A 19523-nucleotide genomic window follows, 5' to 3' on the forward strand; every position below is an offset into this window, starting at 1 on the left:
TGTCATCAGATACATACTGCTATGTATCCAACAAGCATTGACGGTTCTATTTTTTCTTGTACTACTTGTATTGTTTATCAATATTTCAAAGAACTAACGTGACTTCTACCACGCAGCTTTCTTAGCGAAAGCGGATGCAAAGATAAGAACTTTTTCAGATAACATCCAAACTTTTTCGAAGTTTTTTTGTTTTTATTTTCTGAAGCCATATTCTCTAGCAGAATGTCAATTGTTAGGCTCTGTCTCTCTAGCAAAGCGGGTGCAAAAGTAGAGAACTTAATGACAATATCCAAATATATACTACTCTTTTTTCAAAGTTTTTTTTGAATAAAAATATAACTTACTGATTGACAAGGATGTCGAAAAGAGATTTTTTCTTTATAGCTTTAAAAGTAGGAAGAATCTATATACATTATTATATAGTTATATCATTAAAAAAAGATAGTGACACTATCCTGTTACGATAGTGACACCATCCAACAAAGATACTGTCACTATAATAACGACATAGTGTCACTAAGTTTTTAGAAGAATATGGCAAGTACTTCCAAGTGTATCTACCTTTTCACAAAATCACCATCCTGTTGCATTCCAGCCCGCTGCAGAATACCATGACAAGGTACGATAAAAAGTATTCATCTTAGAATTACTTTCACCATTAGGAATATAAGTAGAAAGACCTTCCGAACCTTCCATTGTGAACATACGACGAATAATACCAGAATAATTTTTAGAAGTTGTCTTCCGATACACTACTGCATTATCAAAAGCTATTCGCCAAGATTGATACTCTGCATTATCCGCTCCACCAGTCAAATACTGAATCAGTTCATCAAAATCGTAATTGGCATCATCATTAAAATCATAAGCCAATAGACCACTGCGATTTACTTCCCTTTTATCTTGAATATATTTAGGAATAATTGTCTTAGTTGCCGCTGCCAGATTATCCAAAGCGTCACTCTTTATCACAGAAGTAGCAATGCCTCCTGTCCAATTCTCATTACTAATAGGACTAACCCCTGTATAAAGTTTTTCATAATACCCGTAATATGCCTCTGCTATATTCATCGCCAAATTTGTTTCAGTAAACATTTCCGGCACTACTGCTTTATAGGGGGCACCAGGACCAGGAATTTCAGTCGGAGAACCAATAAAATATTCAGCACAGTCACGAAGTTCATAGGCGACTTCCACAGATTGCATATTACATGAGTCAAACAATATGAACTTTAACGGTTTTGGAAAAGCTGAAAATAACGCTTCACGAAAATCCGGAATATTCATCTGAGTTTTACGATAATACCCGATTGAACGAGAATTTGCATTATTACTAGCCGATACCCACGAAGAACTATGAGACAAAAATACAAAGCCATAGCTATCTGCAGGGAAATAATCGACTGTTTGAGCAATAACTTTAGACATAACTTCTTTATCTAAAGGATTCTGTTCTGCATAAGTAAAAAGAGTATCTGCTACTACTTTACCATTCTTCTGTTTCAATGAAATCAAATGAGGTAAGTCATTTTTCATCTCACTGTAAACAACCAAATTACATTTTGAATAATCAACCTCTTCCATGCCCGCTTTCATATCGCTAAAATTGATCTTAAAAAGGTCAGACAATTCATTAGAATCTCCTGCATCTCCTACAATATACACCAGTACGGTACGTCCTACCTGCTCACGTGGCTCAGGGGTTACAGGTCCCTCATTATCATTATTCTCACAAGCAGCAAATAATGCGGCCAAACCTACAAGAAAGGATAATATTTTAATATTTTTCATTAGATTTCCAATTTGTTATGACCGCAAAGATAAAAAAATAAGAGATGCAAACTTGCATCTCTTATCATATTAACAATAAATCTCTTACTCTTCCGGTTTTATAAAATGGAACTTATCAGTATCAATCCGTGTCACTGTTGTATTCCTGTTCCTTTTATATTTACTCAGAATTTTCGTTGCTTCTTTCTCCAGCTTCTTTCTGTTTTCTGAGAAATAGATCATACATGTACTATTCTGCTGCAGTCCGTTATCTTCCACATAGTTCTTCAACTGATAGCTATACAAATCACGATGAGTGAGGAAACCTTCCTTGCTAACCTTCGCACTATCCAATATCTGAATATCCGTAAAATACACAACCGTATCCGTAAAGGAGGCAGCAATTCCGAAGGCATAAACTGTTTTAGAGTGGTCTTTCTTTAAAGAGAAAGCCGAGCACATTGTCAACACAAGTGCCATTGCAAATAGTATTTTTACGTATTTCATATCATAAATTTTTAATTGTGGCAAAGGTAACAAAAAAGAAGAAATATCATCTATTTATCATTAAGATTTAGTATTTCTATTCATATATCCATAATAACACGGACTTCTTTTCGACTTTTAGCAGAGCATCCACTTTACGCATCACCTCGTCACAAATCACAGGACACCCCTGGCTAATACCTAATGGAAGATACATGGGGGATATCTCCGAAGCCGGCACCGGAGTATAAGAATGCAGTACGATATATCGTTTGAAAGCATTGCTATTTGTCGGCTCCAGCCCATGTAATTTATAATGCACATTAATTCCCCATTTGCTATATGAGCGAATTCCGACCTTATACTTTCCCAAAGAAGAACAATAACTCCCTTCCACATTACTATATACCGGCTTTTTCAACGTGCTCTCCTTGCCATATCCATGAGCACAGAGACTTGAATATTTGATGGAGTCACCTTTGAAGTCCCAGACAAAGAAACGTTTTTTACCGGAAGGAATACTGAAATCTATCAGAAAACAATAATTCGTATTAAATCCATTCTCTATACAATAGGCTTTCGCAGCAAGAGCTTTCTCTTGCAAACGCTGTTCTTTGCTGGAGGGCGAAGGAACGGCATGAGATGCAACAGTCCCAACTGCAGGCTCACCAGCGGTCCCAGTACATCGTCCGTAAGCGACAAAGCCAATACAAATCCCCACAAGAGTGAATAATATCAGAACAGACTTCTTCATAAATTTGCATAGTATAAGATAAACAACAGCTAAGTAAAAAGTCGCATAAGTACCTTCTTCAGATGATTACTCCAAGAAGTGTAACTTATGCGACTCTAATTCTTTTTTTCTTTCAGAAACTGATATTCCTCACTTATCCCAAGTAGGATTTGAGCAATTTACTACGATTACTTTGTCTTAGTCTTCTAATTGCTTTTTCTTTAATCTGGCGAACGCGCTCACGTGTGAGACCAAACTTATCGCCGATTTCTTCCAATGTCATTTCTTGTTGTCCGATACCGAAAAACATCTGAATGATTTCTTTTTCTCTATCGGTTAACGTAGAAAGAGCTCTATCAATTTCCCTCGCAAGAGACTCATTAACCAGAGAGCGGTCCGCCATAGGCGAATCGTCATTAACCAACACATCCAGCAGGCTGTTGTCTTCTCCTTCCACAAAAGGTGCATCCACCGAAATATGACGGCCGGATACCTTTAGCGTATCAGAGATCTTGTCAACCGGAATTTCCAGCTCATCTGCCAACTCTTCGGGAGACGGACGCCGTTCGTTTTCCTGTTCGAACTTTGAGAAGGCTTTGCTGATCTTATTCAGCGAACCTACCTGATTCAACGGGAGACGAACAATACGCGACTGCTCTGCCAATGCTTGCAGAATAGACTGACGAATCCACCATACAGCGTAGCTGATAAACTTGAATCCACGTGTTTCATCAAACTTTTCGGCGGCTTTGATCAGTCCTAAATTGCCTTCATTAATCAAGTCAGGCAAACTCAAACCCTGGTTCTGGTACTGCTTAGCCACAGATACGACGAAACGAAGATTGGCACGTGTCAGTTTTTCCAATGCTACACGGTCACCCTTACGAATGCGCTGAGCGAGTTCCACTTCTTCCTCGACTGTAATCAGGTCCTCACGACCGATTTCCTGCAAATACTTGTCAAGAGAAGCGCTCTCTCTGTTAGTGATACTTTTGGTAATCTTTAGTTGTCTCATTCTTTAAAAACAGATTTGGAGTGCAAAGTTACGACAAATAATTTGTTAACATACATATTTAGGCAACTTTTTCACTATATTTTCAACTAATAAAACAAAAAAGAATGCCGACAAGTTGTGTGACGGCATCCTTTTTCTATTTCATTAGCTTATCCTACAATCTTCTTACCTTAATTTATAGTTTATTCCTGAGTCAGATCAACTGCAAAGTATCCGCGTTTACCGGATGGGAATACACCTGTCAGGAACAATACCTGATTCGGAGACTTAACAGCAGCTTTCATTGCTTCTTCCAGATCACTGACTTTGCGCATCGGCTGGTCATTAGCTTTCAGGATGATGAAGCCTTTGCGGACTCCTGCATCTGACATCTTACCGGAAGAAACACCTGTCACTTGCAGGCCATAACCGAGGTTCAACTGTTTCTTCAAGTCATCCGGCAATTCTTTGAATGCAGCACCCAGGATGTCCATACCTGCGTCTTTTACAATCTTCGTTGTGCCTTGTTCGTTCTTCAACGTTACTTCAACAGTCTTTTCCTTCTTATCACGCATCAGTTTTACTTTCACCTTATCCCCAGGACGATGTTTAGCAAGAGCTTCCTGCAAGTCGGCCATATTTGAAACCTTCTTATTATCCAGACCGATAATTACGTCATCGACTTTGATATCAGCACCTGCAGCCGAACCACCTTCAACGATTTCAGAAACCCAGACTCCTTCTACTACACCCAGTGCCTTAGCTTTATCTGCCAAAGTAGTACCGGACTTATCAATCGGTTGTCTGTCGTCCATCAAGCTGCTGCCAATAGATCCTCCACGGATACCGAGCAAAGCACGCTGCACAGTTCCATATTGTTTCAGGTCAGCAATAACCTTCGTCATAATGCTGGTCGGAATAGCAAATCCATATCCGGCATAAGCTCCGGTCGGAGAAGAAAGTACAGAGTTGATACCTACCAGTTCTCCCTTAGCATTGACCAGTGCACCACCACTATTTCCCTGGTTAATGGCAGCGTCTGTCTGGATAAAAGATTCTATACCACCATTATATACACCCAATGAACGAGCCTTTGCGCTGACGATACCGGCAGTTACAGTAGAGTTAAGATTGAACGGGTTACCTACTGCCAATACCCACTCGCCTACTTTCAGTGCATCAGAGTCACCTACCGGAATAGTCGGCAGATCATCTCCTTCTATTTTCACTAATGCAAGGTCAGTGCTCGGGTCAGTACCGATTACACGTCCTTTAAACTCACGATTGTCATTCAGCTTCACACTGATTTCATCTGCACCTTCAATCACGTGATTGTTGGTTACGATATAACCGTCTTTAGAGATAATCACTCCCGAGCCAAAACCTACGCGAGGCTGGGTTTGTACCTGACGCTGTTGTCCACGTCCGTCACCGAAGAAGAAATCGAAAATATCCGGTGCCTGCTGAATCGTTTTAGTTTTGGATTCTTGCGTAGATCTTATATGTACAACAGCATGAAGGGAGTTCTCAGCAGCTTGTGTCAAATCAACCGGCTGAGCGTTTACCGCATCAAAAGCAGCCAATTTGACATTGGGATTCTGCTTGAACATCTCATTAAAAGATGTTTCCTTGGCAGCTTCGTTAGATTGCAACAATTTGTAAGTTGTCAATCCTGCAACTCCTGAGCTCAGAAGAATAATTGCTCCTACTCCCAGAATGTTCTTTGTTGTCTGTTTCATGATTTATAATTCTTTAAAATGTTAATATCTGACATTGTTTTAACTTTTACGACGTTAAAATAATAACAAATATCGTTCACTTATTCTACTTGTCACTCTTTTTTGTCCTCTTTTAACAGAGAATATTTAGGGCTTAACAGCGCTTAACGACAGCAACTGACAAATTTACATTCGTTGTATGTCAGATGGCTTTAACAGTCTGACATTCATTCAGTAAGATCAGATTTTCATGACACCAATTCCGGGTAAGTCATTCAATGTGATTTTTCCATTCACCACTTCCACTCCTTTGAAGCGGTCGTTGGAGATAAGCAGGTTTCCATCAAGGTCGGCAAAATCGACTGCCGGAGAAAATTGCGAGGCGGCAGATATCGCACACGAAGTCTCCGTCATACACCCCACCATCACGCGCATTCCCAAAGCATGTGCCAGCGTGACCATCTTCCATGCTTCACGCATTCCGGTACATTTCATCAATTTAATATTGATTCCCGTAAATGCACCTTTCAAAGCGGCTACATCCCCTAAACGCTGCAACGACTCGTCGGCAAATACAAGCAAAGGACTTTGTTGCGTCACCCAGGCAATGTCATCCAACTGCTCTTTCGGCATAGGCTGCTCTATCATCACAATCCCTTTCTCTTTCAGCCAATGAATCATATCGAGTGCATATTGGCGGTCTTTCCAGCCCTGGTTAGCATCAACGGCTATCGGCAGGTCCGTTACCGAACGGATTGTCTCTATCATTTCCTTATCATTGTCTCTTCCCAGCTTCACCTTTAATATATTAAACAGACCGGCACATTCTTTTGTTTTCGCACGGACCACATCGGGCGTATCAATACCAATCGTAAAGGTGGTAGAAGGCGTCTTCTCTTTGTTCAATCCCCATATCTTATACCAAGGCGCTCCCAGCAGCTTTCCCACCAAGTCATGAAGGGCAATATCCACCGCAGCTTTTGCTGCCGTGTCTTTAGGCGACAGACTGTCAACGTATGACAAAATGTCCTCTAATTGAAAAGGATCGCTGAATTGCTCCAGATTTACTTTTTTAAGGAAGTTCATTACCGACTCCACTGTTTCTCCGAGATAAGGGGGCATAGACGCTTCTCCATACCCGGTCACCCCTTCATATTCGATCTCTACCTGCACATCGGGCGTAGTAGTACGCGAATAAGTGGCTACCGTAAAGACATGCCTCAACTTTAACTCATAAGGGAAAAAAGTCATTTTCATCTTTCCCCCTATACCATATTTATTAACATGAATAGCAGAAGGCATACATTCTCCCGCCAATACCTGACTGACAGCTATTCCGGAACCTAAAGTCGCAAAGGCAGCCGTTTTCAGAAAATCTCTTCTATTTGGCATTTGTTTAATGGATAATGGTTAGTGATATAGATAATAGAGGTTATGGTCGGTGGTATTCATGCCTTTCTCCTTATTTATATAGGGCAGGAAACGAGTGGCAAAAAGCAGACGACCGGTATTGAACTCATCGTAGCGCTCGTCTTCGGGATCAAAGCTGCTGATATGTACGTCTCCCAAGGCATGGATGAAGCGTTTATTACCCAGGTAGATGCCGACGTGTGAGATGCCTTCTTTACGGTCGGCTGTAGCTTTACGACCGAAGAAGACGAGGTCTCCGCGTTGCACGTTGGAGAAATCAGGGGCTATCTCAATGCGTTCGCCTACATAAGCCTGTTGTGACGCATCCCTTGGGATGATAATATCATGCATAAAGAGTACGGTCCGGACCAGCCCGCTGCAATCAACTCCTTTCGAAGAAGTCCCCGCCCATAGATAGGGAATTCCGATCATTGTATAAGCAGTTTTAATAATACTTTCAGCATCTTGTTTCAACGAAGCTCTCCATTTACTCTCTGGTTGTGAAATATGTTTGGAGATATAGGCCTGGCGGCCATCCGGATAAGACACCTTGTAAAAATGCCCTTTACTTCCCTCCCACTTCAGGCGATTGCCGGCAACAACATCCGATACGGTCTGCGAGTCGTCATCCGGTTTTTCATACGTAAATCCGTAGTGGGAAGTCACCACAATCTTCTCTGCACGGTTCCATTCATCATATTTCTCTTTCGACATCGGCGTAATCACCATCCGATGCACCCATCCCGTATAGTCATCCGGAGTCTGAATCTCGTACCAGTCGGTGTATTGCAATACCTTGACCGGCATCCCAAGCAGTGCCTGCGTGCTCATTCCGGAAGTAAACTTACCTTCATCACGCATATTACAAACAGAAATGTGTACTACCCCATAAGCTGAATCAGCAGGCATGGGGCGTATTTCCTGAGCTTTCAGACTAACTACTGCTACTACCAGCAAGCAATAGAAAAAAAGGATATTTTTCTTCATTGAATCATGATTTAATGATAGCAAAGGTAGAAATTATTTCTATTTGTGACACTTTCTTTGGCTAAAACAAAATAAATGACGTACTTTTGCAGTCTAAAGCAGTTGGCTGGTCTGTCGCGTGCGCGTTTCGTGCAGGAGGAAAGTCCGGGCAACACAGAGCATCCTACTTCCTAACAGAAAGCTGTCCGCGAGGGTAGAGTAACGTAGAAGAAAATAACCGCCGCTCCTTTCGGGGAGAGGTAAGGGTGAGAAGGTGGGGTAAGAGCCTACCAGCAGCATGGTGACATGTGGGCTGTACGTCTTAGGAGTTGTAAGGTCATGTAAACCGGCGTTATGAGAGTTGCTCGCTCCATGTCGGAGGGTAGACCGCTAAAGTGTCGTGGTGACACGCCACTCAGATAAATGACAGGCACCTTATTATATAAGGTACAGAACTCGGCTTATAGGCTGACTGCTTTTTTTCTTTTTTAAACTGCTTTTTAAATTCTGAGCCATGAAGAAGAAAATCACCGATATATGGAAATTCATCACGTATGACATCTGGCGCATCACGGAAGATGAAGTGACTAGGACGAAGTTCTCGCTCTACAATATTATTAAAACCGTCTATCTCTGCATCAATCGATTTACCAAAGACCGGATGGCTAATAAGGCCTCAGCACTGACATATAGTACACTGCTTGCTATTGTACCTATACTTGCTATCCTTTTTGCCGTAGCCCGCGGATTCGGATTTGATAATCTGATGGAGCATCAGTTCCGCAGCGGCTTCGGAGGAAACACCGAAACGACAGAAGCTATTCTTTCGTTTGTCAACTCCTACCTGTCTCAAACCAAAGGCGGTATTTTCATTGGAGTAGGTCTGGTGATGTTGTTATGGACCGTTATTAATCTGGTGAGTAACATCGAAATCACCTTCAACCGTATTTGGGAAGTCAAGAAAGCACGCTCCATGTACCGCAAGATAACAGACTACTTCTCGATGTTTCTGCTCATGCCGATTCTGATTGTCGTTTCGGGAGGACTTTCTTTATTTGTAAGTACTGTACTCAAGCAGATGGACGATTTCGTTTTACTGGCTCCTGTCATGAAATTCGCAATACGCCTGATCCCATTTGTCTTAACCTGGCTGATGTTCACCGGACTCTACATTTTCATGCCCAACACGAAAGTGAAATTCAAACATGCACTGATTGCAGGCATTTTGGCAGGCTCCGCTTACCAGGCTTTCCAGTTCTTGTATATCAACAGCCAGTTATGGGTATCGAAATACAATGCTATTTACGGTAGCTTTGCCGCCCTCCCCTTGTTTCTGCTATGGCTGCAAATTTCTTGGACAATCTGTTTGTTTGGAGCCGAATTGACCTATGCCGGACAAAATATCCGCAGTTTTAGTTTCGATCAGGACACCCGTAACATCAGCAGACGTTACCGTGATTTCATTTCTATCCTTATCATGTCACTGATCGCCAAACGGTTTGAAAAAAACGAGCCGCCTTATACGGCCATGGAGATATCGGAAGAACACCAAATCCCGATCCGACTGACCAATCAAGTACTTTATCAGTTGCAAGAGATAGATCTGATTCACGAAGTAGTGACCGACCAGAAAAGTGAAGATATCGGCTATCAGCCTTCAATGGATATCAACCAACTGAATGTAGCGATTCTGCTTGACCGCCTGGATACGTACGGCTCCGAAAACTTTAAGATAGACAAGGATGAAGAGTTCAATGACGAGTGGAAAGTACTGACTGAATCCAGAGAAGAATACTATAAGAAAGCAAGTAAAGTACTACTGAAAGATCTGTAAAAACAAGCTTTGTTGTATCTGTTTTTTACTAGAAAAATACTCATAAGCGCCCATATTCGTAAACAACTAATAGTCAACATCTTACAACGAATACTTTTTAGTTTAAAAGAAACAGTGCGTTGGTTTTAAAGGAAAGCCTCGTTGGTTTAAAAGGAAGAGGCCGTTCCTTTTAAGCCAACGAGGCTTTTTCTTATATATCTACTTCTCAAAAGTATGGAATATACATTTTTTTCAATTAATACCGATTATAAGAAATGACCTTTTCTTTCGTCTTTCTCATCTTCTTTCGTTTTTCTTTCACCGGATACCCGATAGCGATATCCAACAGCAAGCGTTTAGAAGCAGGAATCCCAGTCAATTGCTTTATCTCTTTTTCATCAAACCATCCCAAAATACAAGACCCCAGTCCTTCACTTTCGGCAGCTAATGTAATATGAGCGGCAGCAATACCAATATCAATCAACGGGAAATGCTTATCCTTTACTTTACCTCCAAGCAGGGATGTAATATTGGCAAACTCTTCCACTATCAGAATATGCACAGGGGCATCTTTAGCAAACTTATTCATCCCTAGTCCAGCTGCTGCCTTACCTACTTTTAAAGCCAGCTCATGATCTGTCACTACCACAAACTTCCACGGCTGCGCATTGCAGGCAGAAGGAGACAGACGGGCAGCTTCCAGAATCCGTTCCAGCTTCTCCGCTTCTACCGGACGACCTTTATCATATGCCCGGTCACTTTGGCGAGACAACACTAATTGCAGAAAATCCATCCAAATTAGGGTTTTACGATTTATAAATTACGATTGAAGCTAACAATTCCCAATTGAACTATTTATATTGAATCATCCGGCTGATATACTTGCCGATGATATCAAACTCAATGTTCACTACGCTACCGATCTCGAACGTATGAAAGTTAGTATGCTCATAAGTATAAGGAATAATAGCTACCTGAAAAGTATCATCCGTCGGATTACATACCGTCAAGCTGACACCATTTACAGTGACTGAACCCTTATCCACTGTGATATAGCCACGTTTCGCCATTTCCTTATCAAATGCATATTTGAATGTAAAATACCAGCTTCCGTCCGCATCCTTTATTTCCACACAAGTAGCGGTCTGGTCCACATGCCCCTGTACGATATGTCCGTCCAGACGGCCATTCATCATCATGCTGCGCTCTACATTCACCTTATCGCCCACTTTCAGCAAACCAAGATTCGAACGGTCCAGCGTTTCTTTCATGGCAGTTACCGTATACGTATCATCGGTCAAGTTCACTACCGTCAGGCATACTCCATTGTGAGAAATACTCTGATCAATCTTCAGCTCATTTACAAACGAACACTTAAATGTAAAGTGTATATTCTCCTGGTCTTTCACCAGTGCTACCAAGGTAGCATACTCTTCTACGATTCCAGAAAACATAATGTTAATTATTAATGTTCTACAATAAAAGACTGACTAAAAAGGGAAATAAGAGAGCTTCTAAACCTTTTAGCCAACTATACTAATATATTAGCTCTTTCATCAACAGCTGCGCTAATATAATAGCACAAAGATACGAATAAGGAAGGAAGTTGGAAAACTTTCTGTTTTTTTTCATATATTGCAAAGGTTAACTTGTGAATAAATTCCGAACTTTCTAATCAACACTCTGAATAATATTGATAGCCTGATTTGTTCCCATCCGAAGAAAGCTTCGAAATCACTAAAATGTAGGAAATGATACGATATATGATCCATGAAATCGACAGAAAAGCAATAGACGCAAAGAAGAATCCCCTCTCTCAAACACCGTATAACGCAACTTCCTGGCCTTCAGTATAGAGCAAAAAAAATGGGGCTTTTCACACTATATTGAGAATCAACAAATTAAACACATTTTAACTTTTGGTTCTAAAAATGGTACTTATACTGCAAAGATACGGAAAAAACAGTATACCCCAATATTCTTTACACAATTTAAGTACAATAATTTTTCAAGCCTCATCCTAAACAAAATTATCAATCTCATTCATTTATTGAAAAATGTGACATATTGCTTAGCACCCTATATTATTATTTCCTGTTTGCATATATTGTTGTATCCATTTTCCAACTGTTTTATCAGATATAAACCCTATCTCTTTGGCTATTTTTCTGAAACTATAACCTTGATTGTACAAAGCGTATACTAAGTTTTTCATTTCAGTTTTATCTCGCTGTTTATTTTTAATGTCTAATAAATCAGATTCTGTTGCATAACCGCACTCAACGAAGCAAAGGAAGTTATTTACTTTTTCTCTTCTACATAATAATACATTATCTTCATGGTAAACAAATTCTCCTTCTCTAACTTTAATCTGCTTGATGTACACAATATCTCTGTCATGGGTAGATTTACCCATTGCGAAACAACTATCTATGAAATTCATTATCTTTTTGGAACCAGCTAAGTCATCCTTAGCGATTGGTTTATTTACAGCGCGTTTAGGAGTGTGAGCGATAATTAGAAAACTCAATCCATATTGCATTTTTAAACCTCTCAATTTTTTTATAAATGTCATGGCATATTGACCGTTTTCTATGTTTTTGCATAGGTATGTCATATTATCTAAAATAAAAATTTTCACTCCTTCTTTAGCTTTAATTTCAACTAATCTGAAAAAACGTTCCTCTACCTCTTCTTCTGAACATATCTGTTCTATTCTTAAGTCTGGATGAATTAGTTTATCAGAAAAAAGGTACATTTCACCAGTTTTTTCATTAGAATATCTCTTGTAGAATTGCTTAATAGATAGTTCGTAATCTAAATAAACAACATTTTTTCCATTACCAGCAATGTGCTCTCCTATTTGCATGGCAAGTATTGATTTGCCCACATTCGATTCTGCGAACAAAACGCAAATTTCATTTTCATACCAAAGTTCTTTATATAATGATTGAGTGTCTTCCATGCTTGCCCCAATACGCATGACGTCATTAGCCGTCATATTCCAAAATGCTATTTCATTTATCTTTTTATCCATTATTTTTAATTAAAATATTGTTTAATACTATGAGGATGTAATTCACAATATCAATAACTAAATTATCGACATTTTTCTACGTCATAAGGCACCCTCCACACATTATGAACACATTTTCTCAAAAAATACGAAACTATTGTTGTATATCACCAATATCCTAAATGTTTCGTACCAGATAATAGTTTTTAGGATGAACTATCTCGTATCACAAGAATAAATTGTGCACATTTTTTTCTTGTTTTATTTGCAAATTTCACGATTGAACGGAAAGTTTCCTAAAAAACAGTACTAAAGGAAGTTAATTATTATACTTTAATTATTGAATATCAGAGTTTTTTTACGATATTTGCATCATAATAAGTTCCTGTAAAAAGGAAGAGTATTGTCGCCTTTGGATATTAAAATTTATAGTTAATTTTTTTTAAATAGACAATATTAAATCTTGGTAATCAATTCTATAACATAGAAATGAAAAAGTCTCCATTATATTGGAGACTTTTTTGTATAAAAGTGCGAACTATGCGAACTGCGCGAACTGTTTTAAAGTTCGCACCTTGCATATTTACTGCCACTTCTCCTTTTAAAAAAGGAAAATATCATAAACGGACTATTACTTTAATATTATCCAACCTAGAATGATATTCAAAAACTTAGTAAAAGAAATAAAAGTGAACATTGTTTTATGGTTATTTTACGTATTTAAACGTAAACCACTGAAAAACAAAACATTATATATATTTCCGATATTCACTTCCTAGATTTGTGAATATTAGAAAAGAAAATGCGAACTACATTAGCTATAGTTCGCACTTTTTACAGGACTGTTATTCATAATATTGTATTTCACGTATAGATACAACTTGTTCTGTTCTTTCGTAGTAATCTTGATTATAAGTACGTTTTGTCCAATTCCCGTATTTGTCGTATTCTTGATATTTATACAAGATATTTTTATCTTTATCAGCATATTCTGGCTTGCTTATAAGTGAAAGCAATAAGCTGTCGTACTGTTTTTTTTCATCTATAGAAATTGTTTTATCATATTTTTTATCATATTTTTCTTGTGTGCTATTAAATGCTATTGTATAATAAATTTTTAGGCTATCCCCAACTTCTTCATAAATATAATCTACTGTTTTTGTACTATTAACGTCCACTTCTTTTATACATAAACCGTTTTTATAATATTCTATAGATTCTCCTTCTTCTCCCCAATTTCGCCTTTCTGTAAGATTCCCTTTATCATCGAAATAATAAGCTGTACTGTATCCGTACATCATATTTCCCTCTATATCAGTGTAACTTACTTCGTCTTTTATACTTCTAATTTTTTGTTTTGGAGACAGGTTGTTATCATCACTATTCTTGGTTCCTCTTTGGTTACATGAAAATAAAAGTAACGATACAAAAAATAACAAATAAAAATTCTTCATATTATATTGTTTTAAATTATAATTTGCTTGCCATTATGTTTTTCCCTAGAAAAGAGATATTTAAATTTCCATTCTTTATCCAGATAAGTATATTATTAGACCCACAATTACGGTCTGCTTCCCATTGTGGCATTCCATTTATTAACTGTATAAAATGCAATCTAATGGATGCATTTTTTAGGCATGTGTAAGTACTGGTTTTAACATCTTGTTCTACATTATTAAAATTATATATATCTATATATTTTGCCATTTCACTATTTGCAGATTGAAACATTGGTCCTGAAATAAATTGGTACATGGCATTACCACGAATTGTTATACGCTGTTCAGCAATGTCAATAATCCCATTCTCTACATATCCATCAATTGTACTAATACGATATCTTCCTTGAAGTTCGGATAAATATGAATTTTCAATTCTTTTAAAAATTGTTGAAACATCATTTATCTGATAGCAACTAATCGCTGGACACCCTTCAAATGAATTATTAGAAAGAAATAGGTCGTTTTTTATATCGACCTGTTTTAAAGAGGTACATTGGGCAAAGGCATTTTCCTCAATTTTATCTACATTTTTTAAATTAATATTTTGTAGAGAACTACATAGATAAAAACACTCTTGACCAATTCTTTTTACTTGTGATGGAAGTGATACAGATTCTAAATTAAAGCAGCCACTAAAGGCTTTTGAACGCAGTTCTGTTACCTTATCTGGTATTACGATAGATTTTAAATTAACGCATTCTTTAAATGTTTCTTCAGAAATGACCTCTAATTTGTCAGGTAATTCTATTTCTGTGAAACAACATTGTTCAAAAGCACCTGGTCTTATAATTGAGAGATTATTGTTTAATAAGATTGGATTAAGTTTTTGGCAACCAGAAAAACATTTCATCCCTATCTCTGTGACAGACGCAGGGAGTATCACTTTTTCCAAAAGGTTACATCCAACAAAAGTAAAATCACCTGTATTAACTAATCCTTTAGGTAGTATTACTTCTTTTAAGCTGTCACAATGAGCAAGAGCGGAATCTGGCAAATATTGTAAATCGCAATTAGAAATGTCTAAAAAGTGTAGGTGATTAGCATTTCTAATTATATGAAAATCTTCTGCATTGAGTGTGCCAGATAAGGTTAATTCTTTAACTGTTCTAATATTTCTTCCAATAAGTTTTTGTAAGGTTCCCTCGTCCGTTATTTGTATATTACAAGTTGTTTTTTCACAAGAAACAACACAAGACATCAGCACTGTTATCAATATTGGTATTCCGTACTTTTTCATAATATTTATTGTATCTTACTTTCTAATAAAATTTCTACCATTATCTATCGATTTTATATTTCCACCATCAAGCCTTACTTTAGGTGCTTTCTGCATATTATCCCCATCATTTACAAAGTATATATAGCTATCGTTAATTATACAGTCTGTATATGAGTTTTGAATAACAGGATTTCCATTACTATCATAAACTGTCATATCTGCTGAATAATCACTATTGATATCTATTCTAACAAGTGGTTGGATACCTTCATATAACACCCAAGTTCCTACAACCCTATTTAATTGTTTGGACATATTCTTTAATTCACTCTCCTTATCATAGTTCTCTTGATTCAAAAAATAATCTTGATATTCTGAAATAGAAGTGTGCTTTTCATCTTCATCTTTTGTAGTAAAATAACCTATCCCTCCGATTATAAGACATATAATTAGTATTGTTTTCCAATGAATCCTTTTTATGAATTGAAAAGTGGCATTAAGAAAACTAAAATTACAGGGATATCGATTTTGCACATAATAAAATAAAAAACCGATTAAAACTATAGGAATAAGTACTTCCATGAAAGAAATACAATTCCTATAGAGCAATTCATGCTTAGAATAAGGTGCTGGTACTTGAGCGCAAAGCCATATAGGTACAATTGATAATAGCAAAACGCTAGTTAAACGCTTCATAGTATACAAAATATCTCAATCGGCTCTAAAAGAGGGGTTATAATAAAAGAAGTGTGAGCCTACTTAGCTTATCTTGCCAAAGGCTCTCGACTGCCGCACAGAGATAAGAAAAATAGCCCACACTTTGCGTTATATGTAAGGTTGTACATATACACCACAAAGGGAACGTTATTTCTATTCCGCTGTGCTTTGAAGGGTCGAGATTCTTGGCACGAAATACGCTAAACGCTTCCTATAATTTATGTCTACTACAATTGTAGTATTGCAAAAATAGAAATTATTTAGCAAATAATATTCATGTGGGCTATTATTTTTTACAAAGATACCGTTTTTAATTAAAAACTTAGCAAATTATATGCTTCTAAAAGCTCTTCAGACCGAAGCCCCAAATAACGTCTTGTAGTTTGTACATCCGCATGATTAAAAAGTTCTGCCAATTTAATTAATGCAAATTCACTATTCTCTTTAGAAGCCTCAACTATTTTTCTTCCAAAAGTTTTTCTCATAGAATGCGTGCTGAAATGCTCAACTTTTAAATTATATTTCACTTTAATCTCCTTGAAAAGATTATTTATCCGCTGGACACTATATACAGTTCTTTTGCGACTTATAAAACATTTCTCATTTTTATCTTTAATATTAAGTTTTTTGTAACAATCTAAAATATGCTTTTGAAATCCATAATTAACTTTTATTTCTCTTCTTTTTTTTGTTTTCTTTTCAATTATAATAAAAGAATCACTATCCAATAACATAGACCATGTCAAAGTGAGTAAATCTGAAATGCGTAGACCGAAAAAAGAGCCACAACCAATCAGTAAACTCATCCGATATTCTTGGTTCCTATATAATTTATGAATCAATGCAAGCATTGTGTCCCACTCAACGTAATCACTTGTCACATAACTATTTTTTAAACTCATAACATTCATTTTTTAGTGAATTTCATAGTTTGTGAACTAACTATGAAACTTTATTTTGTTAAACTATTGATAATCAATCTATATTCAATAATTACAGAAGTGAATATTGCTTTATGCAGCCATTTTTACTTCTAATGGTAAAATAGCGTTCATCAATTCTACCCTTATAGATTCATACTTAGCTTTCTTTTCTTTATCATCCGTCCAAGCCTTGTGAGCGGTAACTTCCCATAACTCACGTAAGGTAGAAGCGATAGTTACATCAGAGATTTCAGCGATAAACTCCACAAATACTCTCATGTGCCCATACGCTTTATCACGTGCATTATCAGAATACTCTGCCCATGCCCACCACCAGTCATGTTCGTTAATCATTTGGAGTGCTTTCTCTACTTTATCCATAGTTGTCATATCTCTAATATTTAAGTATTAATCTTGTTTCTTATTACCCTGCAAAGATATGACATATATTTAATTAGTGCAATATTTCACAGTTAATCAAAGTTAAATTTATGACATTTATTTATTATATGTAATATATTTATTATTTTTGTAGCAAAGTTGAGATTATGAGTGCAGAAAAGAAGGAAAGAACAGTGATTCATTTGGAACTAACTAGTGGTGAACACCATTATTTTGGCTCAATAGCTAATATCTATGAATATTTTAGTGCAGAAATAATAGGAATTAGCTATGGTGCATTGAGAAATTATAAATTATCTAGCGAGAAACCATATCAAAATACGAAATGTATAATCAGGAAAGGTGTTTTGCTTTCCAAAGAAGGAAATAGAGGGCGAAAAAAAGAAAAAAGTGATGAAACGAACCGTACTAACACAGCATAAATAGCTGATTTTCAATACATACCCCATAATGAATTACATACTAGACGTGTTCCAAATAACATTTAACAATCTCATAAACAATCGGTTTTAGATAATCTTCAAGTACTTTTCTATCTTCACTAGTCATTATTGTAACAAAATTACGAGCTTGTTGAACATCTCTAAATGAGATGGTATTTGTATTTAGAGCCTGATTCAATAAGTCTTTACGAGCTATTATATCAGTTTTTCCAAGTTCCTCTTTTATAGCCTGTTTGATTGCCTTCCAACGTTTTTTTTGACTGTCGCTAATTTTCTTCTTGGTGGCACTAGTATGACATTTATTATACATTGGATTCAAACTACCTTCCTTTTTCTGTGATTGTTTCTTTTTCATATCTACATATGATTGAGCTAAATATTTATCTTCCATCTTCCTTTTTACATTTAGTATATATTTATTAAAGAAAAAATTAAGTAACTTCAACTACTTTCCTTTCATAAATAGTAATTAATTAACAAAAAGTTGGTTTTCAATAAAAAAATATATACGTTTGAGAAAAAAGAAATTATGAAGGAAAAGGTAGATTATCAATTTATAGCGGTTCCATATAAAGCCGCTTATGCGTGCGATGCATTATGTTTAGCAGTATTAATAATACTCATACAAAAAGAAAATTATTGGAAGGACAAAGGACGTTTAGATTCAAATGGCTTTTTTTATACAGCTAATGCAGAAATTGAAAGCCGAATCGGTTACAAAAGGAATGTAGTGAACGAAACGATTGAAGGATTATTTAGAGGCAACATGATAGATATAATTCCATCTTCATCCAAAAAAGAAAGCAATAAATATAGAATAAATTGGAATACTATATTAGCCTATGACAAACTGTCTCTTGAAGAACTGAATCATCCCGCAATGAGAATACATAAGGTTACACGTAAAGAAACGCTTACCTATACCTATTCCAAATTGGATGCAAAAAATGAAACAAATTGCACTACTACTTTAAATAAATCAGATATAATAAATACTATAGATAAAGATATTAATAATAATGATAGTGCAAATTGCACTACTACACCTAATTGTTATTTGCCTGAATTTACAAGAAAAGAAACTTGTGACAACAGTGAAAATGAGATTTTAGATATATTTAGATGTATTGTTTTTGAAGAATGCTATGAACACAAAACATATTTCACAGATAAGGAACATGCAGTTTTAAAAGATATACTTTCTCAATTCAGGCAAGAAAGACCAAATATTGAAGACATCTGTTTTGAGCTCAAATCTTGGAGTAATGAACTTACACGAGAAGAAGTAAAGAAAGCGATATTAAACATTGTACCTAAATTTAAAGAAGCATATCAAGTTGTAGCTCAATAAAAAATATCCCAAAGATGCAAAGCCAACAGTATGAACGAAATGGACTTACTTCAATTCATA

General features: G+C 36.7%; 19 protein-coding genes and 1 other RNA gene. 4 read left to right on the forward strand and 16 right to left on the reverse strand.

All coding sequences use genetic code 11. The annotated features are described in order from the left end of the window. Positions 1–573: 573 nt before the first annotated feature. From BLW31_RS20090 to BLW31_RS20120, 7 genes are all read right to left on the reverse strand, one after another. Entirely contained in the window at positions 574–1791 is a 1218-nt protein-coding gene (locus BLW31_RS20090) for a clostripain-related cysteine peptidase (RefSeq protein ID WP_010538534.1), read from the reverse strand. An 84-nt stretch (positions 1792–1875) separates the two neighbouring features. Further along, positions 1876–2277, reverse strand: coding sequence for a hypothetical protein (locus BLW31_RS20095; RefSeq protein WP_008762460.1), 402 nt, complete (start codon positions 2275–2277; stop codon positions 1876–1878). 76 nt (positions 2278–2353) lie between these two features. After that, positions 2354–3010 (reverse strand): murein L,D-transpeptidase catalytic domain-containing protein, encoded by a 657-nt coding sequence (locus BLW31_RS20100; RefSeq protein ID WP_010538535.1) that lies wholly within the window; start codon positions 3008–3010, stop codon positions 2354–2356. A 133-nt stretch (positions 3011–3143) separates the two neighbouring features. Beyond that, positions 3144–4004: a sigma-70 family RNA polymerase sigma factor gene (locus tag BLW31_RS20105; protein ID WP_002561589.1), complete on the reverse strand. Its 861-nt coding sequence runs from the start codon at positions 4002–4004 to the stop codon at positions 3144–3146. Positions 4005–4186: 182 nt separating this feature from the next. After that, entirely contained in the window at positions 4187–5722 is a 1536-nt protein-coding gene (locus BLW31_RS20110; protein WP_010538536.1) for a trypsin-like peptidase domain-containing protein, read from the reverse strand. A gap of 219 nt (positions 5723–5941) precedes the next feature. Next, a complete protein-coding gene (locus BLW31_RS20115; protein ID WP_010538537.1) occupies positions 5942–7093 on the reverse strand; it encodes a dipeptide epimerase in 1152 nt (383 codons plus the stop codon). Positions 7094–7111: 18 nt separating this feature from the next. Then, positions 7112–8098, reverse strand: a complete 987-nt coding sequence (locus BLW31_RS20120) for a C40 family peptidase (protein WP_010538538.1) — start codon at positions 8096–8098, stop codon at positions 7112–7114. A 98-nt stretch (positions 8099–8196) separates the two neighbouring features. Between BLW31_RS20120 and rnpB the strand changes: the two genes are divergently transcribed. Both rnpB and BLW31_RS20130 read left to right on the forward strand, forming a co-directional pair. Next, positions 8197–8557, forward strand: an RNA gene (gene rnpB, locus BLW31_RS20125) — RNase P RNA component class A. Positions 8558–8591: 34 nt separating this feature from the next. Next, the gene (locus tag BLW31_RS20130) at positions 8592–9911 is read left to right on the forward strand and encodes a YihY/virulence factor BrkB family protein (RefSeq protein WP_010538539.1); all 1320 of its coding nucleotides are present in this window, start codon (positions 8592–8594) and stop codon (positions 9909–9911) included. 235 nt (positions 9912–10146) lie between these two features. Here the strand turns inward: BLW31_RS20130 and BLW31_RS20135 are convergent, their stop codons facing one another. The 8 genes from BLW31_RS20135 to BLW31_RS20170 form a co-directional block, all read right to left on the reverse strand. Next, positions 10147–10683, reverse strand: coding sequence for a nitroreductase family protein (locus BLW31_RS20135; RefSeq protein ID WP_010538540.1), 537 nt, complete (start codon positions 10681–10683; stop codon positions 10147–10149). 58 nt (positions 10684–10741) lie between these two features. Then, positions 10742–11344: a riboflavin synthase gene (locus tag BLW31_RS20140; RefSeq protein ID WP_010538541.1), complete on the reverse strand. Its 603-nt coding sequence runs from the start codon at positions 11342–11344 to the stop codon at positions 10742–10744. A 617-nt stretch (positions 11345–11961) separates the two neighbouring features. Next, positions 11962–12927, reverse strand: coding sequence for an AAA family ATPase (locus tag BLW31_RS20145; RefSeq protein ID WP_010538542.1), 966 nt, complete (start codon positions 12925–12927; stop codon positions 11962–11964). An 824-nt stretch (positions 12928–13751) separates the two neighbouring features. Next, on the reverse strand, positions 13752–14360 hold the full coding sequence (locus BLW31_RS20150) for a hypothetical protein (RefSeq protein WP_010538543.1): 609 nt from the start codon (positions 14358–14360) through the stop codon (positions 13752–13754). A 16-nt stretch (positions 14361–14376) separates the two neighbouring features. Beyond that, positions 14377–15645 (reverse strand): leucine-rich repeat domain-containing protein, encoded by a 1269-nt coding sequence (locus BLW31_RS20155; RefSeq protein ID WP_010538544.1) that lies wholly within the window; start codon positions 15643–15645, stop codon positions 14377–14379. A 15-nt stretch (positions 15646–15660) separates the two neighbouring features. Continuing rightward, positions 15661–16323 (reverse strand): hypothetical protein, encoded by a 663-nt coding sequence (locus tag BLW31_RS20160; protein ID WP_141565424.1) that lies wholly within the window; start codon positions 16321–16323, stop codon positions 15661–15663. Positions 16324–16658: 335 nt separating this feature from the next. After that, a complete protein-coding gene (locus BLW31_RS20165) occupies positions 16659–17246 on the reverse strand; it encodes a tyrosine-type recombinase/integrase (protein WP_010538546.1) in 588 nt (195 codons plus the stop codon). A 111-nt stretch (positions 17247–17357) separates the two neighbouring features. Further along, a complete protein-coding gene (locus BLW31_RS20170; RefSeq protein ID WP_010538547.1) occupies positions 17358–17657 on the reverse strand; it encodes a hypothetical protein in 300 nt (99 codons plus the stop codon). A gap of 158 nt (positions 17658–17815) precedes the next feature. Between BLW31_RS20170 and BLW31_RS20175 the strand changes: the two genes are divergently transcribed. Next, positions 17816–18091: a hypothetical protein gene (locus BLW31_RS20175; protein WP_010538548.1), complete on the forward strand. Its 276-nt coding sequence runs from the start codon at positions 17816–17818 to the stop codon at positions 18089–18091. Between the two features lie 40 nt (positions 18092–18131). Here BLW31_RS20175 and BLW31_RS20180 read toward each other — a convergent pair whose 3' ends face one another. Next, complete coding sequence (locus BLW31_RS20180) at positions 18132–18503, reverse strand: NUMOD3 domain-containing DNA-binding protein (protein WP_074759658.1); 372 nt, start codon at positions 18501–18503, stop codon at positions 18132–18134. Between the two features lie 138 nt (positions 18504–18641). Between BLW31_RS20180 and BLW31_RS20185 the strand changes: the two genes are divergently transcribed. Next, on the forward strand, positions 18642–19463 hold the full coding sequence (locus BLW31_RS20185) for a hypothetical protein (protein WP_074759659.1): 822 nt from the start codon (positions 18642–18644) through the stop codon (positions 19461–19463). Positions 19464–19523 lie beyond the last annotated feature (60 nt).

The sequence above is a fragment of the Bacteroides faecis MAJ27 genome, assembly GCF_900106755.1.
GTDB lineage: Bacteria > Bacteroidota > Bacteroidia > Bacteroidales > Bacteroidaceae > Bacteroides > Bacteroides faecis.